At 63.9% G+C, this 26,037-nt stretch carries 27 protein-coding genes and 4 tRNA genes; 8 read left to right on the forward strand and 23 right to left on the reverse strand.

Annotation, left to right across the window (positions count from 1 at the left end; translation table 11 throughout):
* Positions 1-473: 473 nt before the first annotated feature.
* The 16 genes from rplL to ACP8LP_RS09650 all read right to left on the reverse strand — a co-directional run bounded on the left by rplL (position 474) and on the right by ACP8LP_RS09650 (position 10,769).
* Positions 474-869: a 50S ribosomal protein L7/L12 gene (gene rplL, locus ACP8LP_RS09575; protein ID WP_016666124.1), complete on the reverse strand. Its 396-nt coding sequence runs from the start codon at positions 867-869 to the stop codon at positions 474-476.
* 13 nt (positions 870-882) lie between these two features.
* On the reverse strand, positions 883-1,497 hold the full coding sequence (rplJ, locus tag ACP8LP_RS09580; protein WP_015582149.1) for a 50S ribosomal protein L10: 615 nt from the start codon (positions 1,495-1,497) through the stop codon (positions 883-885).
* A gap of 468 nt (positions 1,498-1,965) precedes the next feature.
* Positions 1,966-2,664, reverse strand: coding sequence for a 50S ribosomal protein L1 (rplA, locus tag ACP8LP_RS09585; protein ID WP_063280054.1), 699 nt, complete (start codon positions 2,662-2,664; stop codon positions 1,966-1,968).
* 74 nt (positions 2,665-2,738) lie between these two features.
* Positions 2,739-3,170 (reverse strand): 50S ribosomal protein L11, encoded by a 432-nt coding sequence (rplK, locus tag ACP8LP_RS09590; RefSeq protein WP_016666126.1) that lies wholly within the window; start codon positions 3,168-3,170, stop codon positions 2,739-2,741.
* A gap of 235 nt (positions 3,171-3,405) precedes the next feature.
* Positions 3,406-4,308: a transcription termination/antitermination protein NusG gene (nusG, locus tag ACP8LP_RS09595; RefSeq protein WP_016666127.1), complete on the reverse strand. Its 903-nt coding sequence runs from the start codon at positions 4,306-4,308 to the stop codon at positions 3,406-3,408.
* A 23-nt stretch (positions 4,309-4,331) separates the two neighbouring features.
* Entirely contained in the window at positions 4,332-4,991 is a 660-nt protein-coding gene (gene secE, locus ACP8LP_RS09600) for a preprotein translocase subunit SecE (RefSeq protein ID WP_016666128.1), read from the reverse strand.
* A 93-nt stretch (positions 4,992-5,084) separates the two neighbouring features.
* Positions 5,085-5,157: transfer RNA gene (locus ACP8LP_RS09605), tRNA-Trp, on the reverse strand.
* 108 nt (positions 5,158-5,265) lie between these two features.
* Positions 5,266-6,462, reverse strand: coding sequence for an LCP family protein (locus tag ACP8LP_RS09610; RefSeq protein WP_016666129.1), 1,197 nt, complete (start codon positions 6,460-6,462; stop codon positions 5,266-5,268).
* Positions 6,463-6,594: 132 nt separating this feature from the next.
* Complete coding sequence (locus ACP8LP_RS09615) at positions 6,595-7,860, reverse strand: aspartate aminotransferase type Ic (protein WP_016666130.1); 1,266 nt, start codon at positions 7,858-7,860, stop codon at positions 6,595-6,597.
* Between the two features lie 101 nt (positions 7,861-7,961).
* The gene (locus tag ACP8LP_RS09620) at positions 7,962-9,092 is read right to left on the reverse strand and encodes a UDP-N-acetylmuramate dehydrogenase (protein ID WP_016666131.1); all 1,131 of its coding nucleotides are present in this window, start codon (positions 9,090-9,092) and stop codon (positions 7,962-7,964) included.
* Complete coding sequence (locus tag ACP8LP_RS09625; protein WP_016666132.1) at positions 9,089-9,505, reverse strand: MaoC/PaaZ C-terminal domain-containing protein; 417 nt, start codon at positions 9,503-9,505, stop codon at positions 9,089-9,091. Before ACP8LP_RS09625 ends, ACP8LP_RS09620 begins: the two co-directional genes overlap by 4 nt.
* On the reverse strand, positions 9,502-9,930 hold the full coding sequence (locus tag ACP8LP_RS09630; protein ID WP_036975495.1) for an FAS1-like dehydratase domain-containing protein: 429 nt from the start codon (positions 9,928-9,930) through the stop codon (positions 9,502-9,504). Before ACP8LP_RS09630 ends, ACP8LP_RS09625 begins: the two co-directional genes overlap by 4 nt.
* 116 nt (positions 9,931-10,046) lie before the next feature.
* Positions 10,047-10,217: a 50S ribosomal protein L33 gene (rpmG, locus tag ACP8LP_RS09635; protein WP_004809087.1), complete on the reverse strand. Its 171-nt coding sequence runs from the start codon at positions 10,215-10,217 to the stop codon at positions 10,047-10,049.
* Positions 10,218-10,273: 56 nt separating this feature from the next.
* A tRNA-Met gene (locus ACP8LP_RS09640) sits at positions 10,274-10,348 on the reverse strand.
* 63 nt (positions 10,349-10,411) lie between these two features.
* Positions 10,412-10,484: transfer RNA gene (locus tag ACP8LP_RS09645), tRNA-Thr, on the reverse strand.
* Positions 10,485-10,688: 204 nt separating this feature from the next.
* A tRNA-Tyr gene (locus tag ACP8LP_RS09650) sits at positions 10,689-10,769 on the reverse strand.
* Between the two features lie 154 nt (positions 10,770-10,923).
* Here ACP8LP_RS09650 and ACP8LP_RS09655 point away from each other — a divergent pair.
* Positions 10,924-11,340: a GNAT family N-acetyltransferase gene (locus tag ACP8LP_RS09655; protein WP_252906167.1), complete on the forward strand. Its 417-nt coding sequence runs from the start codon at positions 10,924-10,926 to the stop codon at positions 11,338-11,340.
* A 53-nt stretch (positions 11,341-11,393) separates the two neighbouring features.
* Complete coding sequence (locus ACP8LP_RS09660; protein WP_016666135.1) at positions 11,394-12,287, forward strand: exodeoxyribonuclease III; 894 nt, start codon at positions 11,394-11,396, stop codon at positions 12,285-12,287.
* Position 12,288: 1 nt separating this feature from the next.
* Here ACP8LP_RS09660 and ACP8LP_RS09665 read toward each other — a convergent pair whose 3' ends face one another.
* Positions 12,289-13,224, reverse strand: a complete 936-nt coding sequence (locus ACP8LP_RS09665) for an enoyl-CoA hydratase/isomerase family protein (RefSeq protein WP_279187071.1) — start codon at positions 13,222-13,224, stop codon at positions 12,289-12,291.
* 197 nt (positions 13,225-13,421) lie between these two features.
* Here ACP8LP_RS09665 and ACP8LP_RS09670 point away from each other — a divergent pair, with 197 nt between their 5' ends.
* Genes ACP8LP_RS09670 through ACP8LP_RS09680 form a run of 3 tightly spaced genes read left to right on the forward strand, consistent with a single transcriptional unit; the run spans position 13,422 to position 16,017 of the window.
* On the forward strand, positions 13,422-14,342 hold the full coding sequence (locus ACP8LP_RS09670; protein WP_117189698.1) for a metal ABC transporter substrate-binding protein: 921 nt from the start codon (positions 13,422-13,424) through the stop codon (positions 14,340-14,342).
* Positions 14,339-15,079 carry a metal ABC transporter ATP-binding protein gene (locus ACP8LP_RS09675; protein ID WP_016666138.1) on the forward strand — a complete coding sequence of 247 codons (741 nt, stop codon included), beginning with the start codon at positions 14,339-14,341 and terminating at the stop codon, positions 15,077-15,079. Before ACP8LP_RS09670 ends, ACP8LP_RS09675 begins: the two co-directional genes overlap by 4 nt.
* The gene (locus ACP8LP_RS09680; protein ID WP_015582141.1) at positions 15,076-16,017 is read left to right on the forward strand and encodes a metal ABC transporter permease; all 942 of its coding nucleotides are present in this window, start codon (positions 15,076-15,078) and stop codon (positions 16,015-16,017) included. The genes ACP8LP_RS09675 and ACP8LP_RS09680 overlap by 4 nt, the downstream gene beginning before the upstream one ends.
* Here the strand turns inward: ACP8LP_RS09680 and ACP8LP_RS09685 are convergent.
* Genes ACP8LP_RS09685 through ACP8LP_RS09705 form a run of 5 tightly spaced genes read right to left on the reverse strand, consistent with a single transcriptional unit; the run spans position 15,924 to position 19,515 of the window.
* On the reverse strand, positions 15,924-16,598 hold the full coding sequence (locus ACP8LP_RS09685; protein ID WP_202711852.1) for a metal-dependent transcriptional regulator: 675 nt from the start codon (positions 16,596-16,598) through the stop codon (positions 15,924-15,926). The two genes, ACP8LP_RS09680 and ACP8LP_RS09685, sit on opposite strands and share 94 nt — an antisense overlap.
* 16 nt (positions 16,599-16,614) lie before the next feature.
* Positions 16,615-18,204 carry a polyprenol phosphomannose-dependent alpha 1,6 mannosyltransferase MptB gene (gene mptB / locus ACP8LP_RS09690; protein WP_065673183.1) on the reverse strand — a complete coding sequence of 530 codons (1,590 nt, stop codon included), beginning with the start codon at positions 18,202-18,204 and terminating at the stop codon, positions 16,615-16,617.
* Positions 18,201-18,509 (reverse strand): 4Fe-4S binding protein, encoded by a 309-nt coding sequence (locus tag ACP8LP_RS09695; protein ID WP_065673174.1) that lies wholly within the window; start codon positions 18,507-18,509, stop codon positions 18,201-18,203. Before ACP8LP_RS09695 ends, mptB begins: the two co-directional genes overlap by 4 nt.
* Positions 18,506-19,120, reverse strand: a complete 615-nt coding sequence (locus ACP8LP_RS09700) for an NADH-quinone oxidoreductase subunit C (protein ID WP_202711851.1) — start codon at positions 19,118-19,120, stop codon at positions 18,506-18,508. The genes ACP8LP_RS09695 and ACP8LP_RS09700 overlap by 4 nt, the downstream gene beginning before the upstream one ends.
* Positions 19,117-19,515: an NADH-quinone oxidoreductase subunit B family protein gene (locus ACP8LP_RS09705; protein ID WP_270236276.1), complete on the reverse strand. Its 399-nt coding sequence runs from the start codon at positions 19,513-19,515 to the stop codon at positions 19,117-19,119. Before ACP8LP_RS09705 ends, ACP8LP_RS09700 begins: the two co-directional genes overlap by 4 nt.
* Positions 19,516-19,677: 162 nt before the next feature.
* Between ACP8LP_RS09705 and ACP8LP_RS09710 the strand changes: the two genes are divergently transcribed.
* From ACP8LP_RS09710 to ACP8LP_RS09720, 3 genes are all read left to right on the forward strand, one after another.
* Entirely contained in the window at positions 19,678-21,630 is a 1,953-nt protein-coding gene (locus ACP8LP_RS09710; RefSeq protein WP_334353513.1) for a 2-oxoacid:acceptor oxidoreductase subunit alpha, read from the forward strand.
* 1 nt (position 21,631) lies between these two features.
* Positions 21,632-22,720, forward strand: a complete 1,089-nt coding sequence (locus tag ACP8LP_RS09715; protein ID WP_484483124.1) for a 2-oxoacid:ferredoxin oxidoreductase subunit beta — start codon at positions 21,632-21,634, stop codon at positions 22,718-22,720.
* An 85-nt stretch (positions 22,721-22,805) separates the two neighbouring features.
* A complete protein-coding gene (locus tag ACP8LP_RS09720; RefSeq protein ID WP_484483125.1) occupies positions 22,806-24,785 on the forward strand; it encodes a M13 family metallopeptidase in 1,980 nt (659 codons plus the stop codon).
* A 161-nt stretch (positions 24,786-24,946) separates the two neighbouring features.
* Here the strand turns inward: ACP8LP_RS09720 and ACP8LP_RS09725 are convergent, their stop codons facing one another.
* Positions 24,947-25,879 carry a hypothetical protein gene (locus tag ACP8LP_RS09725; protein ID WP_002522014.1) on the reverse strand — a complete coding sequence of 311 codons (933 nt, stop codon included), beginning with the start codon at positions 25,877-25,879 and terminating at the stop codon, positions 24,947-24,949.
* Between the last annotated feature and the right edge of the window lie 158 nt (positions 25,880-26,037).

Here is a 26,037-nt window from a genome sequence, read left to right on the forward strand (position 1 = left end):
CCGAGAACTTACCAACGTCTACTCGATTAACTTTGCCAGGGACCACCAATCGCATGGGCAAAACAACCGACCCGCCCCCAGCGCATGCCGGAAGCACCTGCCCCTGCGTCGATATGGTCCCGGTCCTGGCCACTTCGACCGGTGCTCCGGCCGGATTGCACGGCATCGCCCCAGACGGCACCATCCTCATGGGCTCGCTGCCGATAACCGGAGGCTCGCTGGCTTGAGCCATCGGTATCACTGCTGCGCTCATCGCCAGGACAGCTCTGTAGCAAGCCCTCCAATAATGGTCTTTCGCATTGTCCCGCCATCGCTTATAGACATCACCGAAGCTCCCTGAGCCGGAGCATCGGTCAGCTTGTTGGGAATACATCCCATCTCGGTCAGGGAGAAGACTAAAATACGATTGCGCCGCCCCACAAGGGGGGCGGCGCAAAGTTTTTCAGTCGCCACTTCGGGCGACCCTCACCGGGTCACTTGAGGGTGACGGTGGCACCGGCGGCCTCGAGAGCCTCCTTGGCCTTCTCGGCGTCTTCCTTCTTGGCCTTCTCGAGGACGGGCTTCGGAGCGCCCTCGACGAGGTCCTTGGCGTCCTTCAGACCCAGGCTGGTGAGGCCACGGACCTCCTTGATGACCTGGATCTTCTTGTCGCCGGCCGACTCGAGGATGACGTCGAACTCGTCCTTCTCGTCCTCAGTGGCAGCGGCCTCGCCACCGGCAGCCGGAGCACCGGCAGCAGCGGCGACAGCCACGGGGGCGGCAGCGGAGACGTCGAAGGTCTCCTCGAACTGCTTCACGAACTCGGAGAGCTCGATGAGGGTCATCTCCTTGAAAGCGTCAAGGAGCTCTTCGTTGCTGAGCTTCGCCATGATGGGCGTCCTTTCACTCGTTGGTGTTGTCCTGGGCGGCGGACGCCTCAGGGGTCTCGGTTGTCTTGGGCTCCTGGTCGGAAGCCTCTCCAGCTCCACCGATCACGGACGGATCAGCAGCAGCCTTCTCCTGCAGGGCGCCGAGGCCGCGGGCGGCCTTGGACGGCAGGGCGTTGAAGACCACAGCGGCCTTCGTGAGGTTGGCCTTGAGGCCACCGGCGAGCTTGGCGAGGAGGACCTCACGGGACTCGAGATCGGCAAGCTTCTTGACCTGGTCGGCGTCGAGGACGTTGCCGTCCATCACGCCGCCCTTGATGACCAGGAGCGGGTTGTCCTTTGCGAAGTTCTTCAAACCCTTAGCCACGGAGGCCACGTCACCGTTGATGAAGGCGAGGGCGGTGGGGCCGACGAGCTGCTCGTCAAGTCCCTCGATACCCGCCTCCTTGGCGGCAATGCGGGTCAGGGTGTTCTTCGCAACGGCATAGGTGGCGTCACTCCCCAGTGAACGGCGCAGATCCTTGAGCGCCGACACGGAGAGACCGCGGTACTCGGTCAGCACGGTGGCGTCGGCCGAGGAGAACTTCTCCTTCAGCTCAGCGACCGCGGCGACCTTGTCAGGCCTAGCCATTGGGTCTCCTTCCCACTTCTCGTACGTCATGCTGGCAGCTGGGCTGTCAGCACCGGAGCCGCAGGGAGGACAAAAGAAAACCCCGGGGCACAGGCGCACGACGGGGTAGCAAAGCATCTCGGCGTTCACCTGCGCGGGCCATCCGTCACTCCGGGTGCTTGGCGGGAAACCCGGCCAGCGGTCTACGGCAACTTGCACAGTATAACTGACGGAGAGCGGTGGACCAAATTGAGCGGAAGGCCCCCGTTGCCCGCCCCAGCGACACGGGCCGACCACTCTCGGCATCACCCATGCCGTGCGGGGGAAGGCCTCGTCCAGGTCACGGACGCCGGAGTACCAGGCACAGCCCCGAAGACGGAGTTGGTGCAGTTGTTGTCCGCATCTGGTCCTTTGCGTGACCCCGCCCCCTGACATCACAGAACGGCCCCCGCAGCACCATGGCTGCAGGGGCCGTCGTCAGTCAGTTCGTCACTCAGCGACGCGAGCGGAGGCAGGATCGATCTGCACGCCCGGACCCATCGTCGAGGAGACGGTCACCTTGCGCAGGTAACGACCCTTGGCGGAGTTCGGCTTGAGACGCAGGATCTCGTCGAGAGCGGCGTAGTAGTTCTCAGCCAGCCTCTCCGGTCCGAAGGACACCTTCCCGATGAGGAAGTGGAGGTTGGCGTAACGATCGGTACGGAACTCGATCTTGCCACCCTTGATGTCAGAGACGGCCTTGGCAACGTCCATGGTGACGGTGCCGGTCTTGGGGTTCGGCATCAGGCCGCGGGGACCGAGGACGCGGCCCAGACGACCGACCTTGCCCATCATGTCCGGGGTGGCGACCACGGAGTCGAAGTCCAGGTATCCGCCCTGGACCTTCGCGATGAGGTCGTCGTCACCGACCTCGTCGGCGCCCGCAGCACGGGCGGCCTCGGCCTTCTCACCGGTGGCGAAGACGAGGACCCGTGCCGTCTTGCCAGTGCCGTTGGGAAGGTTGACGGTACCGCGAACCATCTGGTCGGCCTTCTTGGGGTCGACGCCGAGACGGATGGCCACGTCGACGGTCTCGTCGAACTTGGCCGACGCACCGGATGTGACTATGGCCAGACCCTCCTCCGGGGAGTAGAGCTGGTCGAAGTTCACCTTCTCAGCGGCTGCGCGATATGCCTTACTGCGCTTCATGTCTGGTTCCTTTCACCAGGTGTGGTGAGGGCAGCGCGTGCCCCTCCACAAGAACTGTCTGTGGGTTGTGAGCTTCAGGCCTCGACCTCGACGCCCATGGAGCGGGCGGTGCCGGCCACGATCTTCATGGCGGCCTCGACGTCGTTGGCATTGAGGTCAGGCATCTTGGTCTCGGCGATCTCGCGGGCCTGATCCTTGGTGATCTTGCCGACCTTGTGGGTGAGCGGGTTCTCGGTGCCCTTCTTGATTCCGGCAGCCTTCTTGATGAGCTCAGCAGCCGGCGGGGTCTTGAGGACGAAGCTGAAGGTGCGGTCCTCGTAGATGGTGATCTCAACCGGGACGACGTTTCCGCGCTGTCCCTCGGTCTGAGCGTTGTAGGCCTTGCAGAACTCCATGATGTTGACACCATGGGGACCAAGAGCGGTACCGACTGGCGGGGCCGGGGTGGCCTGTCCAGCCTGGAGAGCGACCTTGACGAGAGCCGCTACTTTCTTCTTAGCAGGCATTGATGGGTCCTTCTTTCGGTCGTGACGGCATCGGTTGATACCGCCAGTGCGAGTCCGGGCGTGACGAGCATCCGGACACAGACGCACCGATCAAGTCTAAGCGACTCGGCCGGTGGGTCCAAAATCAAGGGGTCGACGGTATGACCAGCAGGCATCACACCGGTGCTCGGCCAGCCGAAAGACGACGCGAGCCGAACCCATCACGGTCCGGCTCGCGTAGAGAATCGAAAAACTCTCAGATCTTCTCGATCTGGTTGAACTCGAGATCCACCGGGGTGGAACGTCCGAGGATCTCAACCAAGGCCTTGACACGCTGGTTGTTGGTGTTGATCTCGGTGATCTGGGCCGGGACGCCGGCGAAGGGGCCATCGGTGATCTGCACCGACTCGCCGACCTCGTAATCAGCGACCTCGACCTTCGGCTTGGCCTTGGGCGAGGGGGCCTTGTCGGCGTTCTCGTGAGCGACCTTGGCGACGACCGACGGCGTCAGCATCGTGACGACCTCGTCGAAGGTCAGTGGGATCGGGGTGGTCGACTGACCGACGAACCCGGTCACCGACGGGGTGTGACGCGCAATGCCCCACGAGTCGTCGGTCAGGTCCATGCGCACCAGCACATAACCGGGCAGGTACACCCTGGTGATCGTGCGGCGGGTGCCGTTACGGATCTCGACGACCTCTTCGGTGGGGACGACCGTCTCGAAGATGTAGTCCTCCATGTTGAAGTTCTGCACGCGGGCGTCGAGGTTCTGCTTCACCTTGTTCTCCATGCCGGAGTAGGTGTGCAGCACGTACCACTCGCCGAACTTCGAGGACAGTTCGTCGCGCAACTCCTCAATGGCGGCGTCGACGGCGTCCTGGTTGCCGGCATCGGCTGGCTCGTCCTCGTCGGACTTCTCCTCGTCGTCGGCAGCCTGGCCGATACCGAGGTTACGGGCGATGTCGTCATCCGAGGCTTCCTCGGACTTGTCGTCACCGAAGTCGAGGTTAATCTCAGGCTCCTTGGCGGAGTCCTCCTCGCCGAGATCTCCGAGGTCAATGTCGATCTGGTCGTCCTTCTTCTCGGTCTCGTCAGGGGTTAACACGTCGAGGTTGATCTCGACGTCGTCGTTCTCGCTGAAATGGGGGCTGTCAGTCACAGATCAATTCTCCAATGTGATCGTCAGTTGCCAAAGAGCTTGATGATGATCCATCCGAAGAGGACGTCCAAGCCACTGACGTAAGCGATGATGAGCAGAACGAAAACAAGGACGACGAGGAAGTACTGGCCCAGCTCGTCGCCGGTGGGCCACTTGACCTTGCGCAGTTCGGCAACCGACTGTTTCGTGAAGGTCACCGGGCCGGTGCGATGGCTGCCCTGTTCGGCAGCCTTCTGCTTGCTGCTCTGCTTGCGGACGGGAGCCTTGGTCAACTCGCGCTTCGGCCTAGGGCCAGCAGGCTTGGCAGCAGAAGCAGCTGCGGGCTTCCCGTCCACGGCGTCAGCTTCCTTGGCACCCTTGCGCACCGGCTTGCCATGTCGAGCTGGCTTGCCAGCGGCGTCCTTCTTGCGAACCGGACGGCTGGAACGAGCGGAAACTGCAGCCTTCTCGGCTTCCTCGAGCTGCTCGGGATCGTCGACCACCATGTCTTCGGGGTCGGCCTTGTCAGGAGTCTTGTCGACGACATCGTCAGGAGTCGTCAACTCCTCAGCCTCGGGATCGACGACGTCGTACTCCTGCGCCTCCGTAAGGTTGCGGGATGCAAGATCCTCCCCCCTCGGAGACAGCTCGCCCTCGACGGAAGGATCGTCTCCGTCACTGAGGTTTCGCTTCTCGTCGGTCACGCTGTTCCTTCGGGTCCTGCCTGACGGTTGGTGCCGTGGACCAGGACTTCGCCACGGCTGCGCACCAGGGATACGCCCCGCACATGCGTCTCGCAGGGCACGAGGGACTTGAACCCCCAACCTGCGGTTTTGGAGACCGCTGCTCTGCCAATTGAGCTAGTGCCCTTCGGCGCTGCCTGGTGGGCAACGCCAGCACAGGGAGTATAGGAGAGGATTCGGTCTCACGTCGAATCAGACTCGCAGGTCCTCTCCAAAACTCCCCGCCGGTCATCCATCACGCAGGGTGTCTGGCCGCGTACTGGTCCATGGTGTCAGTCCGCATCGCTTGTGCCAACTCCTGCATACCGGCCTCGTCGACGATGTCGTACTGCTGCCCGTCCTTTGACTTGCCGTAACCCTTGATCGGGGCCTGCACGGAGACGATGCCAGCCCCGGAGTCGAACTTGAGGCTGGTGGCCAGCTTGCGCACCTCCTTGTTGGTGAGCGCATCGTCGACCGTCATCGTCGAGCCGACGTCGGAGACCACCTGGGAGAACTTCTTCGGGTTCGTCAGCGTGTCCATCGAAAAGATCTTGTCGATCATCGCGGTGAGGACGGCGCGCTCGTTCGCTGCACGGTCCACGTCACCATGTGTGAGACTCTTGCGTTCGTGGACGTAGGCAAAGGCCGCGTCGCCCTCAAGGGTGACGCTGCCCTTGTCGAAGTGGTGACCGAGGCTGTCAAATTCCTGCGAGTTGTAGACCTGGATGCCGCCGAGGTCCCTGCTGAGCTGTTTGAACCCATTGAAGTCGATGACGACACCGTGGTCCATCTTGACGTTCGTCAGCTCCTCCAACACCTTGATCGTCAGAGGCATGCCACCCCACGAGTAGGCAGCGTTGATCTTGGCCTTGGAATCCTTCTTGACGACGTCATTGGCCGGGATCGTCACCCACATGTCACGCAGGAAGCTGATGAGGTAGAGCTTCTCGCGATCGGCGGGCAGGTAGGCAACCATGAGGGTGTCAGAACGGCCACGATCCCATCCGCGGGAGTCCGACCCGACGAGGACGAAGGTCTGTGCACCGGTCTCGACCGACGGCGGACGAGTGCCCTGAACCGCCACCGGGGCGCGATTGACGTTGTTCATACCAACATTGATCGACCGCAGGTAGTAGGCGATGATGCCGACGACGATGAGCAGCAGCGCCAGGACGATGACGAGGAAGACCTTCGGCCAACGACGCTTGCGTCTGGCCGCCGTTGCCGATGCCGCACGGTCCTCATCATCGTCGTCAGAGTGCTCCTCGAGAAGCTCATCGACGGTGGCGTCCTCCTCGTCCGGGTCATAACCGCGCCGTCCGGCAGTCGGCTCAGCACCCCCGGCGGGGAGTCCACGACGAGGTGCCTCGCTGGCGTCAGGGTCGACGCCGTTCTCGCCCTCGAAATCGTCCGGGTCGTCGAACAGATTGAGTCCGTCGTCGTGAGCCACGGGTATGCCCCCTCCTGCTGAAACTCAGCGGACCAGTAGGCCTTCAGGATACGCAACGCCAACGGCCCCACACACTTCTCGCGCGTGCGAGGCCAGCATACGGGGTTTCGCCGAATTGCAGAAAGGCCTCTCTCAGCTGGCGAAAAGCTTCTCAGCGGCTGCCAGCAGGACGCAGGTCGAGACACCTTCCATGGCCTCTCGCAGCTCGCCCATGCTAGGGAAGGACGGCGCCAGACGGATGGTGCGATCGTGCGGGTCATCGTGCAGCGGGTGAGACGCCCCGGCCGGGGTGAGGGCAATGCCGGCTTCCTTGGCCAGGGCTACCACGCGAGAAGCCGTGCCATCCATGACGTCGAGGGTGATGAAGTAACCGCCGGTCGGATGGGTCCACGTGGCGACCCCACGACCGCCGAGGCGGCTGGTGAGGATCTCGTCGACGAGGGCGAACTTCGGGGCGAGGATCTCGCGGTGGGCACGCATGAGCTTGCGAACACCCTCGGCGTCACCCAGGTACTTCGCGTGACGCAACTGATTGACCTTGTCAGGGCCGATCGAGCGGATCCCCGCATGCCCCAGGTACCAGTCCAGGTTGGCCTTCGAGGAGGCCAGGAAGGAGATGCCGTCGCCGGCGAAGGTGATCTTGGAGGTCGAGGCGAGCTCGAAGACGCGGTCAGGGTTACCAGCCTCCTCGGCCCACTGCAGCACTGGCAGCGGTGGACGCTCGGTGTCGGTCAGGTGATGCAGGGCGTAGGCATTGTCCCACCACATACGGAAATCAGGGGCGGCAGGCATGGACACCAGGGCACGAACGGTCTCCTCGTCGTAGACGACGCCGTTCGGGTTGGCGTACATCGGCACCACCCACATGCCCTTGACGGACGGGTCGGCGGCCAGTTTGGCCACCTCGTCGACGTCAGGGCCGTGCTCCCCCAGTTCCACCGGGATCATCTCGATACCGAGGTGCTCGCAGATGGCGAAGTGGCGGTCGTAGCCGGGGACCGGGGCGATGAACTTGACGTTCTGGCCGAACCACGGCTTCTCACCCGCGATGCCATGGACGAAGGCGAACATCGCGAGATCGTGCATGATCGACAGGCTGGAGTTGTCGGCAGCGATGATGTGATCGACGTCGACCCCCAGCAGTTCACCGAAGATACGGCGAATCTCGGTGAGTCCGCGGTTGCCTCCGTAGTTGCGGACATCCTGGCCGTCCTCGGCGTGGGAAGGGATATCAATCGTCAGCAGGTCCGCGTTGAGGTCAAGCTGTGCCGGGGAAGGCTTGCCGCGGGTGATGTTGAGAGAGACACCACGGGCGACGAGCTCGGCATGCTCATCGCTCAGCTGCTCGTGCAGGGCGGACAGGTCATCGGGGGACAAGTCGGTCAGCGGGGTCAGCATAGGCCAATTATGGCCCCTGGGTCCGCCACAATGACAGGCGACCCTCCACACCCGGCCATACGAGGTTGGAGGGTCGTCGGTCTGGACGAGTTCCATCGACCTCAGATGGCGCAACCGACGAGGCGTGGTTCAGGCACCAAGGTGATGCCGTACGCGTCGCGAACTCCCTCGATGATGGTGCGCGCCAGAGCAGTGAGGTCGTCGGAGCTGGCGCTGCCGCGGTTGGTCAGGGCCAGCACGTGCTTGGTCGACAGGCTAGCCGGGGAGTCCTCGGCCACCATGAACCCCTTGCCGTATCCGGCGTGGTCGATGAGCCATGCGGCGCTGGTCTTCACACGACCATCAGGCTGGACAAAAGCGGGTGCAGCCTCCGGAACCTCGTCGGGAGCCACCAACGGGTTGGTGAAGAAGGACCCCGCACTCCAGGTGTCGTGGTCATCAAGGTTGAGGACCATGCCCTTGCCACCACGCACCTCCAGGACGGTCTCGCGGACCTCGGAGGTGTTGGCCCTCTCTCCTGACTCGACCCCCAGACGACGCGCCAGCTCGGCATAGCGCACCGGGAGCGACCGAGTACCGAGGTTGAACTGCATGGTGACGTCCAGGACGACATAGCGGTCTGGTTCGGCCTTGAACCGGCTGGAGCGGTAGCCGAAGCCGCACTGGTCCGCGGTGAAGGTGCGCTGGGTGTCATCGACACGGTCCCAGGTACGCACCCGGGCGATGAACTCGCAGACCTCCACGCCATAGGCGCCGACATTCTGGATCGGCGTCGAGCCGACGAGACCAGGTATGCCGGAGAGGAACTCCGGGCCGATCCACTCCTGCTCGATGGCGTGGACGACGAAGTCGTCCCAAACCTGACCGGCGGCAACCGTCACCAGAGCACCACCGCATGAAGACACCTCGGCGGACAGTCCCGAGGTCGCGACACGCACGACGGTGCCGTCGAATCCATCGTCGCCGACGAGGACGTTGGAACCGCCTCCGAGCACAAGACAGGGCTCGCCGCGTCGATCGCAGTCGCGGACGGTTTGCAGGAGCTCGTCATTGGTCGTGGCGATGACGAGATGACGGGCCGGGCCACCCACTTTGAACGTCGTGAGCGGGGCGAGCGGGACGTCGTCCCCTCCGATGAGGGTGGTCGTCGCGCCCATCGCCTCGTGATGGATGGTGCTGCATGCCTCGGTGGGGTCGTCGTCCTCGTAGGGGCCGATGACAGTGGTACTCACTGCTCCCCCTGCTTGATGACGACCTCAACTCGTCCGAGAACGGACTGTCCGCCGCACTTGACGTCGACGCCAAGGATCGCGGTGTCATCAACAACCCTGCGAACCGTGGCGGCGACCTCGATGGACGCCCCCTCCTTGGTGTCGGGGACGAGCACCGGGCGAGTGAAGCGAGCTCTCTGGGACAGTACTTGCTCAGGCCCCCCGACCCACTCGATGACGGCACCCAGGGCCGCCCCCATCGTCCACATGCCGTGGGCAATGACGCCGTCCATGCCGGCCTCCCGGGCAGCACGGTCGCTGTGGTGGATCGGATTGAAGTCCCCTGACGCACCGGCATAGCGGACCAAGGTGGTCCGGGTGACACCGATGGCTCGCGGCCCGAATGTCTGACCTTCCGTCAGCTGCGCGCTCATGCATTCGCCTCCGGACGGGTATGCCACAAGGTCGAGGTGGCGTTGCCGAGATGCTCGCCATTGACATGGTCCAAGGAGACGTCGATACCGATGATGTCGGTGTTGCCCCGGGTACGAACCGAGGTGATCCTCAAGGTCGAGGTGACCTCGTCACCCTTGTGGAGAGGACGGATCCAGTTGAAGGACTGATCGGTGTGAATCATGTGCTCCAGCTGGAGGCCAAGCTGCTCGTCGTCGAACAGTGCCTCCCACGCCCGGGACGCCAACACCATGGCAAATGTGGGTGGAGCAATGGGGTCGTCACCCCGGTAGGCCGGAGCAGTGTCACCCAAGGCGGTGGCGAGCTCCCGGATCTTCTCCGCGGTAACGAGGTAAGGGTCTGTCGTCGGATACGTGCGCCCGACGTCATCAGGACTGATCGGCATGTCGTTCAGGCTATCCCAGACCTCCGACGCCACAGAACCCTTAAGAACGAGCGAAAAGACGAGGAGCCACCCTCAGGTGACCCCTCGTCAAAGGTTCTTGGATTGAAAACCCGACGTCAGCGGGTCTCGCGATGCGCGGTGTGCTTGTGGCAGCGCGGGCAGAACTTCGCCATCTCCATGCGATCAGGATTGTTACGGCGGTTCTTCTTGGTGATGTAGTTGCGCTCCTTGCACTCGGTGCAGGCGAGCGTGATCTTCGGGCGAACGTCGCCGGACTTCTTGGCCATCTTTCCTACTTTCGAGCCGTGTGGAGTGTGCGCTCCCGAGTTTCCCCGGTTTGTTTTGGTAGCGGAGGCGGGAATCGAACCCGCGACACAGCGATTATGAGCCGCTTGCTCTACCCCTGAGCTACCCCGCCATGTGATCCTCGGCGCCCATTCGGACCCGGCCCACCGGGCGAGTGGGGCCGATTCACACTCAGAGCCCCCAAGCAGAATCGAACTGCTGACCTTCTCCTTACCATGGAGACGCTCTGCCTACTGAGCTATAGGGGCAACGAATGAGAAAGCTACACGAGCTTCCAGTCGTTGGCAAATTGGAACCCGAATCCCCTGACCCCGGAATGAAACCCCTCGTGGGAACCGGTAATCAATCGAACCAGGTCGTTTCGCCTCCACCGTTTCCTCGACCGAACGAGTCGGCCAAGAATCCTGCCTTGGCGAAACCAACCCCCGAATCCATCCGACCCGGGGGTTGCGTGGCAGGTGTTGGATTCGAACCAACGTAGGCGAACCGACGGTTTTACAGACCGCTCCCTTTGGCCACTCGGGCAACCTGCCTTGCTGGCGCGAGCCAGCGATCGAAAATATTAGCAGGCATGCCGGCGTCGTGACCAATCCGGCCCGTCAACAAGCCCGACGAACCAGCCAGGACCACCGCATGTGGCCCTGTGATGAGGCTCCCCGTCCGCACGCCGAGTTGTACGATGCCGACATGTCAAGCGTCTCCTATGACCATCAGCACCCTCACATCGAAGAATTGATGACCCTGTACAACTCGGTTGGCTGGACCGCCTACACCACCCACCCGTACAAGATGGAGGGGCTGCTCGACCGAGTCGACCAGGTGCGATGTGCCCGGACCGACGGTGAACTCATCGGTTTCTCACGAGCCATCTCTGACGGCGTCCAGGTCGCCCTCATCCAGGACCTACTGGTTCATCCGAAGTGGCAGCGACATGGGATTGGCCGCCACCTGCTGACGTCGATGATGGAGCACTACTCGGGGCTGCGCCAGATCGTCCTACTCTCCGACGACATCCCCGAGATCATCGCCTTCTACGAGTCGTGTGGACTCCATGACATCGCCCGCGAGGAGGGAAAGGCCTTCGTCAGGTACCTCTACGAGTGATGCCGGAACAGTCGTCGCGTCACTGCGTCGTCACCCTGTGACAGACTCTCCCCATGCGCATCGCCAGCTTCAACGTGAACGGCATCCGAGCTGCCCTGAAACGGGGATTCTCCGACTGGATGGAGACCCGTGACTGCGACGTCATCGGCCTGCAGGAGGTGCGCTGCCGTCCCGCCGATCTCCCGGAGGGGGCGTTCGGCGATCGTCACGTCTCCTGGGCGCCGGGTTCGTTGGCCGGGCGCAATGGCGTCGCCCTGCTCACCCGCACTGCTCCGGCCGAGGTGAGATCCTGGGGCACCCACCTCGTCATGACCCCCGGAGAGACACCCAATCTCGACGAGATCCGCACCGGAATCACCGATCGACTACCAGCTGAGCTGCTTCCCTTCGCTGACGAGGGGCGCTACATCGAGGTTGATCTCGCCGACGCACCCGTCACGGTCGCCTGCCTGTACCTGCCCAAGGGAGCCACTCCGGACCCCAAGGACGAGAAGTCCATAGCCAAGCAGGACCGCAAGATGACCTTCCTTGCCGGGTTCCGTGAGTACCTGGCGACCCGACGCCAGGAGTGCGCGGCCCAGGGGCGTCATGTCCTTCTCATGGGCGATTTCAACATCGCCCATGAGAACGCCGACCTCAAGAACTGGAAGTCCAACCAACGCAACGAGGGATTCCTGCCCGAGGAGAGGCAGTGGTTCGACACCATCCTGTCTCCCGAGACCCTCGTCGACGTCGTGCGCGCCCAGCACCCTGACGTCGACGGTCCCTACTCCTGGTGGAGCTGGCGCGGCAAGGCCTTCGTTAATGACGCCGGATGGCGTATCGACTATCACCTGGCCTCACCGGAGCTGGCGAGGAAGGCCGTCACGGCCGAGATCGACCGCGACCCCTCTTACGCCGAGCGCACCTCCGACCACGCGGCCGTCGTCGTCGACTACGACCTGTGACTCAGGACGGGTCGAACATCTCCTCAACACGACGCACGGGGACGTCGGCCAGACTCTCGTGTGACCAGTGGGGGTTGCGGTCCTTATCGACCAGCTGAGCCCGCACCCCCTCACAGAAGTCCGAGTCGCGCATGAAGGAGCGCCCCAAGGCTCGATCAGTCTCCAAGACCTCAGCGAGTCCTGACGCACTCTCTGCCTTGATGACGGCTGCCAGCGCGACGGCCACCGACAACGGGCAGCGGGTCGCGATGTGCTCAGCGGTCTTGCGTGCGGCTTCCTCCGGGCGATCAGCCAGTCGACGACACACCTCGACCGGATCGTCGGTGTCGTAGCACTCCTGAATCCACACCGCGTCGCGGGCCAGCTGGCATGCGACTGGATCGACGTCAGCAGGATTGCCGTCGGCGTCAACGACCTCGTCCACCAGACCAGCCCACAGCGCCGAGGCTGCGTCGATGGAGGCTCCCGTCATGGCCAGGTGGCGCCCGACATGCCGTGGGGCGCGGGACAGCTCGAAAGACACACCGACGTCAGGCCACAGCCCAATACCCGTCTCCGGCATCGCCAGAACGAGGTCCTCTCGTGCCTCGACCTGCTTGAGGCGAAGGGCCAAACCAAGACCACCACCCATGGAGATCCCGTGCAGATGCGCGGTTCCGGAGTGGACCGCCGCGATCGCCGCATCAACGTCGTACTCGAAATCCAACCAGTCGCCGGCAGCCTCGGGATCTTCCAGAGCCAGCGACCTGAGCTCACGGATGTCAGCCCCGGAGCAGTAACCGCGCTCTCCCGCGCCTGACAGGTCGATACTGCGCGGCGAATCCTCGACGGCCTTCCCAATGGCCGCCAGCATCTCGCCGGACAACGAATTGATGGCTCGGGGGCGATCCAGGGTGATCGTCACATCGTCGGTACCGCTGATCTTCACCTCATCCATGACCCCAAGCCTGCCACCTTGCCGAATCACCACCCAGAAAAGCTGGTTGGCGAAGGCGTTCACCGATGGCGGGGACATGTCTCCTGCACCCATCCCACCAGAAACTCACGGTGGCACCTGCCCTCCTCACGATGTAGCCTCGGCTCGAACTTAGGCCCACCGAACTTTTAAGTTTTCACAGCTCAAAGGAGGCCTCCATGCATCGCTCCCTTCACGCCATGGTCATCGGGCTCGTCGCGGCAGTCGCGCTCGCCCTAACTGGCTGCAACGCTGCCAATCCCCCGAAATCGCACGACAAACCCGTCGTCCTCACCACCTTCACCGTGTTGCAGGACATTGCGAAGAACATTGCCGGCGACGACCTGACGGTCGAGTCGATCACCAAGCCCGGCGCCGAGATCCACGACTACGAGCCCACCCCCGACGACATCAAGAAGGCGTCGAAGGCCGATCTCATTCTCGACAACGGGCTGGGCCTGGAGCGCTGGTTCCAGAAGTTCGTGGAATCCGCCGACGTCCCGCACGTCGTCGTCTCCGAGGGCGTCAAACCGATGAATATCGCCGAGGACGAATACGCCGGCAATCCGAACCCGCACGCCTGGATGAGCCCGAAGAATGTCCAGATCTACACTGACAACATCGTCAAGGCCTTCAGCAAATTCGACCCCGACCATGCCAAGGACTACAAGTCCAACGGAGACACCTACAAGGAGAAACTCCAGAAGGTCACCGATGACATGACCCACCAGTTGTCCGCCCTGCCGCGCAATGAGCGTGCCCTGGTCAGCTGCGAAGGCGCCTTCTCCTACCTCGCTCGGGACACCGACCTGACCGAGAAGTACCTCTGGGCCGTCAATGCCAATCAGGAGGGCACACCGAAGCAGATCGCTTCGGCGATCGACTTCGTCAGGAAGAACAAGGTTCCGGCCGTGTTCTGCGAATCCACGGTCTCCCTCAAACCCATGAAGCAGGTCGTCAACTCCACCGGGGCGAAATTCGGCGGCACCCTCTACGTCGATTCCCTCTCCAAGGCCGACGGACCGGTCCCGACCTACCTCGATCTCATCAACTACGACGCCCGCACCATCACCGCTGCCCTCACCGGAAAGAAGTCATGACCGGATGTGTTGACGTCGACCATCTCTCAGTGCGCTACGGGGAGGTGGTCGCCTTGTCGGACGTCACCGTCTCCGTCGAGCCGGGTCGCGTCACCGGTCTCATCGGGATGAACGGGTCAGGCAAGTCCACCCTCTTCAAGGCGATCATGGGGATGGTTCGGCCCGAGCATGGCCGGGTCCTCATCGACGGCGACTCCCCCGCCAAGGCCCGTCGTCACGGCATCGTCGGATATGTCCCACAGGCCGAGGACGTCGACTGGTCCTTCCCGGTGTCGGTGCGCGATGTCGTCATGATGGGCCGCTACGGCCAGCAGGGATTCACCCGACGGCCACGCGCCGAGGATCGCGAGGCCGTGGCAGAAGCCTTGGAACGGGTTGAGCTGGCCGACCTGACGGATCGTCAGATCGGCCAGCTGTCGGGCGGTCAACGCAAACGCGCCTTCGTCGCTCGTGGTATTGCCCAGGGAGCTCGCGTCATGCTCCTCGACGAGCCCTTCGCCGGGGTCGACAAACGCAGCGAGGCGACGATCGTCAGACTCCTGCGTGACCTTGCCGACCAGGGAAGAACCCTCATCGTGTCCACCCATGACCTCCACGCCCTGCCCGACCTCGCCGACGACGCGGTCCTGCTGCTGCGCACCATCCTGTTCCACGGACCGGTCGCCGAGGCACTACGTCCAGAAAACCTCGCGTTGACCTTCGGGGTCGACGTCACCGAATCCGGGAGGATGGCATGAATGCCCTCGTGTGGCTCACCGAACCATTGAGTTACCAGTTCATGGTTCGCGCCCTGACGACCAGCGTCGTCGCGGCCGTCGTCTGTGCCCTGCTGTCGTGCTGGCTCGTGCTGGTCGGATGGTCCCTCATGGGGGACGCCGTCTCCCACGCCGTACTACCTGGAGTGGCTCTGGCCTACATCCTCGACCTGCCCTTCGCCCTCGGCGCCGTGGTCTTCGGCTTCCTCGCCGTCATCCTGATCGGGGTGGTCCGCGGCACCAGCCGGGTCAAGGAGGACGCTGCGATCGGCATCGTCTTCACGACGATGTTCGCCCTCGGTCTCATCCTGATCTCGACGACCCCGAGCCAGACCGACCTCAATCACATCATCTTCGGCAATGTGCTGGGCATCACGAAGGCCGACATGGTTCAGGTAGCGATCCTGGCCGGGATCAGCCTGCTCGTGCTGCTGCTCAAGCGTCGGGATCTCACCCTCTACGCCTTCGACCCCGTCCATGCCCACGCCATCGGCCTGTCCCCGCGCCTCCTCGGGGCTCTCCTGCTCGGGATGCTGGCACTGACGGCGGTCGTCGCCCTGCAGATCGTCGGGGTCGTTCTCGTCGTGGCGATGCTGATCATTCCGGGAGCGACGGCTTATCTGCTCACCGACCGATTCTCACGGATGCTCGTCATCGCGCCGAGCCTGTCAGCGCTGTGCACGGTAGTCGGCATCTACCTCAGCTACTGGTTCGACGTCTCCCCCGGCGGCCTGGTCGTCGTCGTGCAGGGCGTGGCATTCCTGCTCGTCTACCTCTTCAGCCCGCGCCACGGCGTCGTCACGCGGGCGCGTCGCCACAGGCGATCTCAGCCCTCGACGCTCACCCAGACGGCGTCAGTCGCTGAACGGCCCAGCGGTATGGCCCGATCGGCCACGGTCACCTCGATCGAATCGGAGTAAGGGGCACCCGGGCGCGGCTCCATCCGGGTACCAACGCCGATGCCGCATTCAGCCAGGAACTGCAGGAGACCGGGGTCACCGTCAGCCACCCTCTCGACGCGCACGACCACCCCGGGGTGGACGGCCGACAGCTGCACCGCCCCGTCCGGATGCTCAATGTCCCCGGCTCGGCTGGGAATCGGGTCGCCGTGGGGATCCTTGGTGGGGTACCCGAGCAACTCGTCGATACGGTCGACCATGAAGTCGGAGACAACGTGCTCGAGGGCCTCGGCCTCCTCATGGACCTGATCCCAGCGGTATCCCAGGGTTTCTGCCAGGAAGGTCTCGATGAGACGGTGGCGGCGCACCATCGCGACGGCGTGTTGGGCACCTTCCTCGGTCAGGGCAACTGACCCATACCGGGTGTGCTGAAGCATCCCCTGTTCGGTCAGCTTTCGAACGGCCTCGGAGACGGTCGAGAGCCGCACACCCACCTTGGCAGCCAACATCGAGGTGCCGACGGGGTCGTCAGACCACTCCTGGAGATTCCAGATCGCCTTGAGATAGGTCTGGGAACTCGCAGTCAGATTGGTCACAGACATGGCAGCAGAATACCGGTCACGACTGTTCGTGAGCTGTGTGCCGATGCGGAACGTGGACATCCTTGTGCGTCCACCCTTGTCCCAGGCTGCGCTCGTGCCAGACCAGTCGGGCTGCCAGCACCAGGACCAGAGCGACCCCAAGGGCCACCGCACTATTGCGCCACGACAGGTTGACGGCGTCGAAGGACAGCAGGATGACGGTGGTCCACACTGCCGGGCGCACGTACCGGGCGGCTTTGTCGATCAAGGGCAGCAACAGCGCTCCCCACAGCACGTACCAGGAGTGCAGGGCGGGCGCGCACAGTGCGACGGCGAGGAATCCCAGGGCCAGGAAGGACAGCGGCTTGCGGGGCAGCAGACGGATCGCCATGACGACGAGGAGTGCGGCTCCCACGAGCACGCCGATCGCCTGGGCGATGGGGATGACGGCAGCCGCCGCCTGGTGGGCCCCGAAGAGCCCGAGAATCATGCGCACCCCCATGCCGACGAGGGTGAATGGCGAAACCGTCAGCACCATGCCCGGGACATCGACGGCGTGGTACCAGCCGAATCCCAGACCGGATGCCCATGAAATACCCGCGAACACCGCCACCGAGACAGCGAGAGACCACACCGCTCTCCCCAAGGCTGGGAAGAGGTGACGGAGATGCCACGACTCCATGGGATGACGGATGAATGGCAATGCCACCGCGACCATGAGGGCCGGCTGCTTGACGGCCGCCGCCGCCCCGACGAGGACTGCTCCGAGGAGCCACGACCAGCTCGTCATGCATGCCAGCCACAACCCGATGACGACCAGCCCCATCATGAGGGAGTCGTTGTGGGCTCCGCCGATGAAGTCGACGACGAGGATCGGGTTGAGGGTGGAGAACCATGCGGCAAAGTGCGGGTCCCGACCGACTCTGCGCGCCACCCGTGACATCAGCAGGCCAATGGCGATGACGCCGAGAACGGCTGGGATCCGCATGAACACCGCGGACCAGTATGGGTTGTCACCGGTGAGATGGACGATCAGGTGCTGCACGGCCAGAGCCAGCGGGCCATAGGGGGTCTTGGTGTACCGCCATTCCTGGGCCACCTGGTCGGCGAAGGCCCCCGGCAGCAGACCTGGGTACCCCTCATAAGGGCTGATGTCGTTCTCCAGCAGCCACCCCTGCGCAGCGTAGGAGTAGGCGTCGTGACTGAAGATGGGTGGGGCGAGCAGGAAGGGCAGGCCCCATACGCCGAGGACGGCCCACGGGCGCAGCCCGGCGCGGATTCCCGGACGATGCTTGAAGTACCGACGCACATGCTTGGGAAGCGGCTCGGCGCCGAGGTCACGGGGCTCGCGGCCGGGACGCAAGCGAAGCCAGGAATCCACCAACAGACCGACACCGACAAGGACGAGGAGGGTTCCGACGATGCGCCAGGTCGAGCCACGCAGCCCGGCCTCGTCGAGCCGGGACCACCACGGTGAGTTCAACGGTAGATATGCCGGGGTCAGGGATCCGGCCGTGATGAGAATCGTCCCGACCAGTCCTTCCAGGACCGACCGGGACCGCCAGGCGCGCAGGTAGGCAACCCACTTGAGTTGGATGCGTCGACGCCAGCCAACCGGCTGCTTCACCGGCCACCGTCCGATCCCCACGCGCTGACGAGGTCCGTTCTCGTCTCCGAATCCGGTACCCGCTCGTCATTCCATGACAGGGCGTCAAACGGACACGACTCGATGCACATTCCGCAGTACATGCACAGTCCCCAGTCGATGGTGAACTCGTCGAGGACGGCGACGGTGCGGGGACGACGGGCGTCTGAGTCGGGAACGGATTCATTATGGGCGTCGATGGTGATGCACCAGGCCGGGCATGTCCGGGCACAGATGACGCAGGAGGTGCAGGCGTCAACGTCGAGGTCGATGGCGGAATGCCTCATGCTCGCCTCCTTCGTGCGGCCTGCCCTCGTCTGGTTTGTGTGGCTCCGGCATCTCGTCCGGCGCTCGATCGTGGACGTCGCCCTGACATGGCCGCGACGACCTCGACGTCAGAAATGTCCTCGCCGTCCTTGATACGTTGCCAGGTCTCGGGGTCGGGAACACCGGCCGGCAGGGCACGGCGTCGGCTCGCTGACGTCGAGGGGCCCGGGCCGGCCACGCCGGGCCACGTCGTCTCGGCTCGTTGCGCCAACACGACCTCCTTGCGCAGCGGCGGCTTGGGCGCGTCGCGGATGAGGAGGGCACGATTGTCAGCTCCCGGGCCGACGAAGGTCACCCCGAAGGAATCGTGGATCTCTCGCTGATACCAGGCTGCTCCCGCCACGGCGTCGACGACGGAGTCGAGGCTCCCGCCATCGCGTGGCACACGAGTGGAGACGGTGACGTCGTCGCCGTCATGGTTCTCGCATCGACAGACGACGATGATGTCGGGGTCCTGTCCGCGTTCGCCCACCCCGTCGATGGCCGTCAGATGGGCCAGCCACGGATGGGTGGACATCGCCTCGGCGACGGCATCATGCCACCTGTCTGCAGTGACATCAATGGTCGTCATGCTGCCTCCCGGGAAGAGGACAGGAAGCCGGTGAGAGCGTCCGGGGCCGGCGGGCAACCCGGGATCCAGTGATCGGCCTCGACACCGATCGCGGGGAGCCCGTCGACGACTGCCGCCGAGTCCCAATAGGGGCCACCGGCGCAGGAACAGGCCCCGAAGGCCACGACGTCGACCGGATGGTCCTCACGCAAGGTTTCAATGGTCGAGCGCACCACCGGCGCCAACACCGTCGAAATGGTTCCCGACACCACCGCGACGACCGGCGCCCCCGAGGGGGCGTCCTGACAGGTGGGGGCCGCAGTCGGCACTGCCGCCCCGCTCTCGACCCCACAACAGGCGAGGGCGAGGTCGACGACGTACACGGACTTGTCGGCGAACCAGTCGATGAACTTCACCGGGCCATCGTACCGACGATGTCGTCCAGCCAGATCTGTGCCGTGGGTAGGCGCTCAACCCAGACGATGGCCAAGTTCGACGAGCAGCGGCGCAATGGTAGCGTTGGGAGCCGGTTCCGAAGCATCCGGACGCGCCTCGCGGGTACGACCATTCGCCACCACGTGACACGTCCCCACCGGAGTCCCGCGACGAGAAAAGAGGTCAGAGTGCCTTCCACCGACACGGCACATCACACCACTGACGAGCGAGAGGTCCAGTCCCTCGACCGAGTCGTCATTCGATTCGCCGGCGATTCCGGCGACGGCATGCAGTTGACCGGTGACCGCTTCACCGCTGAGTCCGCCATCCATGGCAATGACGTCTCCACCCTGCCGAACTTCCCTGCCGAGATTCGTGCTCCCCAAGGCACCATCCCCGGCGTCTCGAGCTTCCAGGTGCATTTCGCCAATTACGACATCGCCACCCCAGGCGACCAGCCCGACGTCCTGGTGACCATGAACCCGGCTGCCCTGGCCGCCAACCTCGGCGATCTTCGCCGCGGCGGCCTCATCGTCCTTGATTCCGCCGAGTTCACCGCGAAGAACTTGAAGAAGGTCGGATACGCCGAGGATCCGCGTCACGACGGCACCCTGGAGTCCTACCAGGTCGTCGAGCTGGACCTCACCGGTCTGGCCGTGGCCGCCGTCGAGCCCTTCGGCCTGGGCCGCAAAAACTCCGAACGAGCCAAGAACATGTTCGCCCTGGGGCTGCTGACCTGGCTGTACGGGCGTCCGCTCGGTCCCTCCGAGAAGTTCCTGGCCGGCAAGTTCGCCTCCAAGCCGGAGATTCGCGATGCCAACATCGCCGCCCTCAAGGCCGGACATGCCTACGGCGAGACCTGCGAGCTGTTCCGGGTCCGCTACGAGGTGGCCCCGGCACCAATGCCCGAGGGCACCTACCGTCAGATCACTGGCAACCTCGCCACCGCCTACGGCCTCATCACCGGTGCCAACCGGGCCGGGTTGCAACTCTTCCTGGGCTCATACCCCATCACTCCGGCCTCCGACATCCTGCACGAGCTGTCCAAGCGCAAGTCCCACAACGTCGTCACCTTCCAGGCCGAGGACGAGATCGCCGGTGTCAGCTCCGCCATCGGCGCCTCCTTCTCGGGTTCCCTGGGCGTGACGACGACCTCCGGACCTGGTATGAGCCTCAAGTCCGAGGCCATCGGCCTGGCCGTCATGACCGAGCTGCCGCTCGTCGTCGTCGACGTACAGCGTGCCGGCCCGTCGACCGGAATGCCGACCAAGCCTGAGCAGGCTGACCTGCTGCAGGCAATGTTCGGCCGCAACGGTGAGTCCCCCGTCCCCGTGCTCGCGGCCAAGTCCCCGTCGGACTGCTTCGACACCGCTCTGGAGGCTTGCCGGGTGGCCGTGACCTACCGCACCCCGGTCATCATGCTGTCCGACGGCTACCTCGGCAACGGCGCGGAGCCGTGGAAGGTGCCGGACCTCGACGAGATCCCGCACATCGACCCGAACTTTGCCACCGACCCCAACTCCTCTGCTGCCGACGGCTCGCCGCGATTCATGCCGTACCACCGCGACCCGGAGACCCTGGCCCGTCCGTGGGCCTTGCCCGGGACCAAGGGTCTGGAGCATCGCATCGGCGGTCTGGAGAAGTCGGCTCGCACCGGCGCCATCTCCTACGACCCGTCCAACCACGAGGACATGGTCGCCACCCGAGCCGCCAAGGTAAAGGGCATCGCCAAGACCATTCCGCCGACCGTCGTCGACGATCCGTCCGGTGACGCTGACGTCCTGGTGCTGGGTTGGGGTTCCACCTACGGTCCGATCACCGCTGCGGTGCGTCGAGTCCGTGCTCGTGGCCTGTCCATCGCTCAGGCCCACGTGCGTCACCTCAATCCGCTGCCGGAGGACCTGGGCGACCTACTGCATCGTTACCGCCGAGTGGTCGTCCCCGAGATGAACACCGGCCAGTTCGCCATGTTGTTGCGTTCGAGGTATCTCGTCGACGTCAAGACGATCTCGCGGGTGCGCGGGCTACCGATCTCCCCGGTCGACCTGTGTGAGGAACTGTGCCAGTACTGCAACGACGAGACCGAGGAGGCCTGAGATGACTGACATCACCACCGAGGATCGTCCCGCCGGACTTGCCGGTGTGCCGCTGGCGATCGAGCCGCTGAAGCGTCGTGACTTCGCCTCCGACCAGGAGGTGCGCTGGTGCCCCGGCTGTGGCGACTACGCGATTCTGTCCACCTTCCAGGGTGTGCTGCCGGATCTGGGCATCGCCAAGGAAAACGCCGTTGTCATCTCGGGCATCGGTTGCTCCTCGCGCTTCCCGTACTACATGAACACCTATGGCATGCACTCCATCCACGGCCGTGCCCCGGCCATCGCGACGGGGGTGGCAGTGTCTCGCCCAGATCTGGCCGTCTTCGTCATCACTGGTGACGGTGACGCTCTGTCCATCGGCGGCAACCACCTCATCCATGCCATGCGCCGCAACGTCAACCTGACGATCCTCATGTTCAACAACCGGATCTACGGACTGACGAAGGGCCAGTACTCCCCCACCTCGGAGGCTGGGAAGGTCACCAAGTCCTCGCCGATGGGTTCGATTGACGCCCCGTTCAACCCGCTGGCCGTGGCTCTGGGTGCCGGGTGCTCCTTCGTGGCTCGCGCCGTCGACTCCGACCGCAAGCACCTCGCCCAGGTGCTCACCGCGGCCGCCAAGCACCGCGGTACCTCCTTCGTCGAGATGTATCAGAACTGCCCGATCTTCAACGACGGTGCTTTCGACGACTACAAGGGTCCGGAGGCCAGCCAGCACCTCATCCGTCTGGCCGACGGCGAGCCCGTTCTCATCGGGGCAGATGGTTCTCGCGGCGTGGTGCGCGACCCCGTCAGTGGCGAGTTGACGGTGGCTGACGTCGCCGAGGTGGGTATGGACCACGTGCTCGTCCACGACTCCCACCGTGCTGACCCGTCGCTGGCCTTCGAGCTTGCTCACCTGGATGACGGCGTCATCGTCAGCCAGACCCCGGTCGGAATCTTCCGCGACGTCGAGCGTCCCACCTATGACGATCAGGCTCGCGCCCAGGTCACGCTCGCCGCTGGTGACGCCACCGACCAGGAGTCCCGCGACGCCGCTCTGGCCACTCTGCTGGCCGGGAACGACACCTGGGAGGTCGCCGAACGCTGAGACGCCCCACGGTGGGCGAGCCCACTGCGGGAGGAGACTCAAACGGAAAGCATCGTGACGTCATGGCCCCGACTACCCTGGGGCCATGACGTCAATCTCACTTTTCAGTGACCTCGACCCGGACACCGCCGCCGGCCAGGACTTCTACCGCCACGTGAACGGCACCTGGATATCCCGGGCCGTCATCCCTGAAGACCGCGCCGGTGACGGCCCGTTCTACCAGCTCGACGACGAGTCCCGCGAGGCCGTCGATCAAATCCTCGAGGACCTGTCGTCCGGCAAGGGCGAGGACATCCGCGACAAGGCCACCACCCACGAGGTGGAGGTCGCCGTCGAGCTCTACCGCCGCTACATGGACGTCGACGCCGTCGAGAAGGCTGGCGCCGAGCCGCTACATCCCTTCTTCGAGGAGATCGACGACATCTCCAGCGTCGTCGACCTGGTGACCTTCCTCGGCAAGGCCGAACGCCGGGGCATTACGGGACTCTTCGACGTCGCCGACGAGTCCGACCCCGGCGACCCCACCCGCGAGGTGCTGTGGATCGGCCAGGGTGGCATCGGTCTGCCTGACGAGGCCTACTACCGCGACGAGGACAAGGCCGAGATCCGCGACGCCTATGTGCGTCACGTCCAGGCTTCCTTCGAGCTGGCCGGCATTCCTGACGGCGAGCAGGCTGCCCGCACCGTCATGGACTTGGAGACCGAAATCGCTTCCCACCACTGGGATCGAGTGCGCTGCCGCGACCTGCAAGCATCCTACAACCCGACCACCTTCGCCGACCTCGACGAGGCCCACCCAGGTCTGCACCTGGAGGTCTGGCGCAGCAACGCCGACATCCCGATGAAGGTCGTCACGAACCTCATCAACTCCGAGCCGTCTTTCTTCGACGGCGTCGAGACCCTACTCACCGACGAGCGCATCGACCAGTGGCGCACCTGGGCCAAGTGGCAGGTCATTCGCTCCTACTCCGAGGTCCTCAGCTCTGATTTCGTCGAGCGCGACTTCGACTTCTACGACCGCACCCTCAACGGCACTCCGACCCTGCGTCCGCGTTGGAAGCGGGCGGTCGACTTCGTGCAGTCGGCGATGGGGGAAGCCATCGGCAAGATGTACGTAGCCCGCTACTTCCCGCCGGCCTCTAAGCAGCGGATGGACGAGCTTGTCACCAACATCCTGGCCGCCTATCGACAGTCCATCACCCAGCTGGATTGGATGGGTGAGGACACCCGCAAGGAGGCTTTAGAAAAACTCGCGAACTTCCGCACGAAAATCGGCTACCCCGATTCGTGGCGTGACTTCTCCGGTCTGCAAGTTGGCCCGGGCAACCTCGTCGACGCCGTCCAAGAGGTCATCTCCTTCGTCGTCGACCACACCGTCGAGAAGCTCGGCAAGCCGGTTGACCCCGACGAGTGGATGATGTTCCCGCAGACGGTCAACGCCTACTATCACCCGTTGCGCAACGAGATCGTCTTCCCGGCGGCGATACTGCAGCCGCCGTTTTTCAACCCGGATGTCGACGACGCCGTCAACTACGGCGGTATCGGCACCGTCATTGGTCACGAGATCGGTCACGGTTTCGACGACCAAGGTTCAACCTGCGATGGGAAGGGTCTGCTGCGTGACTGGTGGACTGCTGACGATCGCGCGGCCTTCGAGGAGCGCACCAAAGGTCTCATCGCCCAGTACAACGAATTGGTCCCCAAGCAGCTCGGCCCCGACGGCCCGCATGTCAACGGCGAGTTGACCATCGGAGAGAACATCGGCGACCTCGGCGGCGCCGGCATCGCCTTCAAGGCCCTTCAGATCTCCTTCGACGGGAACGAGCCCGAACCCGTTGCCAGACTGACCTGGCAGCAGAGGTTCTTCCTGTCCTACGCCTCGATCTGGCGCGGGGTCATCCGAGACGAGGCCGCTCGACGTCGGATCGCCACGGACCCCCACTCGCCCAACGAGTTCCGCTGCAACCAGATCGTCCGCAATATCGACGCCTTCCACGAAGCCTTCGGCGTGAGCGAGGATGACCCGATGTGGCTCGATCCCGAGAAGAGAGTCGCCATCTGGTGATGACGATCCCCCCGAGTTCCACGAACCCGGGGGCATTCTTCATGTCGATGCCACTGCTCACGCAGCAACTCACAGGGCTTATGTGACCTCACCGAGGCAATGGTGCGCGGCAGGCACCCAACGGCCAGCCCGGGCCGAATAGTCGAACGGGAATGCCTTGATCACCACGCCCAGTTCCCTGAGTACCTCAACAGGTACGCCGATTCGATACTGCACTTGTCCTTGACCGGCTTTCCATTGCGAATGAGCGCCGGACCAAGGTCCTTCCTCGGACATGGCGCATCCGCGAGACTGTCGCCGATGCGTTGCAACTGGGAACGAGACAATGTAGAGACGGTATTCGCCGCCGACAAGGCCATCGCGATAGTCGTACTCGGGCCACTGTAGGTCTCGAGATGGCGCAAATACCCGTCCGAGATCGACTCCCACCCCCATTTCTCGGCGTCCTTAGCATTGCTGAATAGGTCGGCACTGGCCAGCGCCTGCATCGCCCACCGAGCCTCCTCGGAAGAAGTCGTCTTGACCTTCCACGGTGTGAGGCACAACCCGTCGTTGGACAGGCCGATCTCCCGCCTCATCGTCGCGATGGGCAGATCCGTCATCACCGTCTTTCTCGTGATGCAGCCCTTCGGCAGGCGGGTACGTTTGTCGACCTCTGATCTCTCCTTGTCGGACAACGCGTTGAGGGTTTTCAGGGATGACGCCGCCATGAGTTGGGTGACGTGGGCCTGCCGACTGTCTCCACCATTCACCAAATACGGGCGCAAAGCCGCGACCAGATGATCATGAGCGTAGCCATCGTCGTCGGGTAGATCGTGACCGTCGATGAGCCGGAGGTACTCATATGTGCTCTTGAGCGTCCCGTTGACTGACGAATTCGCCGGCTCGCGAATGAGGGAGTTGGAGGGGCTGAGGACCGTCCCGAGGTTATCGACAACGGGCGCCTGCGCATCATCAGCGCACGCAGTAGGCAGGAGAAGCAAGATGGCTGCCACCCCCGCCAAGAATCGTTGAAAAGACATACTGCGTACAATATGACACAATCGGCTTACCTCGACGATCACGACAGCGTCACCGGTGAACGAGCTTGTCATGCCGACGTTGACACTGGGCTGACAGCTGTGTCCCGATGTGCCGAGGTCAACAGAAAAATCGACACCCCGCAGACTGTGACCCGTTGAGGAGTTATCCTGCGGTCAGCTGCGGCCACGGCAAAACCGCGCGACACGATATTCGGTATCAGGGAAGATCA

Source organism: Cutibacterium sp. LaCa_89, assembly GCF_058177555.1.

What these genes read in the sequence shown, in the direction of transcription:
- ACP8LP_RS09625 (WP_016666132.1), bottom strand. Translation starts at nt 9,505, where the DNA reads ATGAGCGCGCAGCTGACGGAAGGTCAGACATTCGGGCCGCGAGCCATC.
- ACP8LP_RS09700 (WP_202711851.1), bottom strand. Translation starts at nt 19,120, where the DNA reads ATGACGACCATTGATGTCACTGCAGACAGGTGGCATGATGCCGTCGCC.
- ACP8LP_RS09725 (WP_002522014.1), bottom strand. Translation starts at nt 25,879, where the DNA reads ATGACAAGCTCGTTCACCGGTGACGCTGTCGTGATCGTCGAGGTAAGC.
- rpmG (WP_004809087.1), bottom strand. Translation starts at nt 10,217, where the DNA reads ATGGCCAAGAAGTCCGGCGACGTTCGCCCGAAGATCACGCTCGCCTGC.
- ACP8LP_RS09675 (WP_016666138.1), top strand. Translation starts at nt 14,339, where the DNA reads ATGACCGGATGTGTTGACGTCGACCATCTCTCAGTGCGCTACGGGGAG.
- ACP8LP_RS09695 (WP_065673174.1), bottom strand. Translation starts at nt 18,509, where the DNA reads ATGAGGCATTCCGCCATCGACCTCGACGTTGACGCCTGCACCTCCTGC.
- ACP8LP_RS09615 (WP_016666130.1), bottom strand. Translation starts at nt 7,860, where the DNA reads ATGCTGACCCCGCTGACCGACTTGTCCCCCGATGACCTGTCCGCCCTG.
- ACP8LP_RS09715 (WP_484483124.1), top strand. Translation starts at nt 21,632, where the DNA reads ATGACTGACATCACCACCGAGGATCGTCCCGCCGGACTTGCCGGTGTG.
- ACP8LP_RS09720 (WP_484483125.1), top strand. Translation starts at nt 22,806, where the DNA reads ATGACGTCAATCTCACTTTTCAGTGACCTCGACCCGGACACCGCCGCC.
- ACP8LP_RS09670 (WP_117189698.1), top strand. Translation starts at nt 13,422, where the DNA reads ATGCATCGCTCCCTTCACGCCATGGTCATCGGGCTCGTCGCGGCAGTC.
- rplJ (WP_015582149.1), bottom strand. Translation starts at nt 1,497, where the DNA reads ATGGCTAGGCCTGACAAGGTCGCCGCGGTCGCTGAGCTGAAGGAGAAG.
- ACP8LP_RS09630 (WP_036975495.1), bottom strand. Translation starts at nt 9,930, where the DNA reads ATGCCGATCAGTCCTGATGACGTCGGGCGCACGTATCCGACGACAGAC.
- ACP8LP_RS09685 (WP_202711852.1), bottom strand. Translation starts at nt 16,598, where the DNA reads ATGTCTGTGACCAATCTGACTGCGAGTTCCCAGACCTATCTCAAGGCG.
- rplA (WP_063280054.1), bottom strand. Translation starts at nt 2,664, where the DNA reads ATGAAGCGCAGTAAGGCATATCGCGCAGCCGCTGAGAAGGTGAACTTC.
- ACP8LP_RS09680 (WP_015582141.1), top strand. Translation starts at nt 15,076, where the DNA reads ATGAATGCCCTCGTGTGGCTCACCGAACCATTGAGTTACCAGTTCATG.
- ACP8LP_RS09660 (WP_016666135.1), top strand. Translation starts at nt 11,394, where the DNA reads ATGCGCATCGCCAGCTTCAACGTGAACGGCATCCGAGCTGCCCTGAAA.
- ACP8LP_RS09655 (WP_252906167.1), top strand. Translation starts at nt 10,924, where the DNA reads ATGTCAAGCGTCTCCTATGACCATCAGCACCCTCACATCGAAGAATTG.
- rplL (WP_016666124.1), bottom strand. Translation starts at nt 869, where the DNA reads ATGGCGAAGCTCAGCAACGAAGAGCTCCTTGACGCTTTCAAGGAGATG.
- rplK (WP_016666126.1), bottom strand. Translation starts at nt 3,170, where the DNA reads ATGCCTGCTAAGAAGAAAGTAGCGGCTCTCGTCAAGGTCGCTCTCCAG.
- ACP8LP_RS09665 (WP_279187071.1), bottom strand. Translation starts at nt 13,224, where the DNA reads ATGGATGAGGTGAAGATCAGCGGTACCGACGATGTGACGATCACCCTG.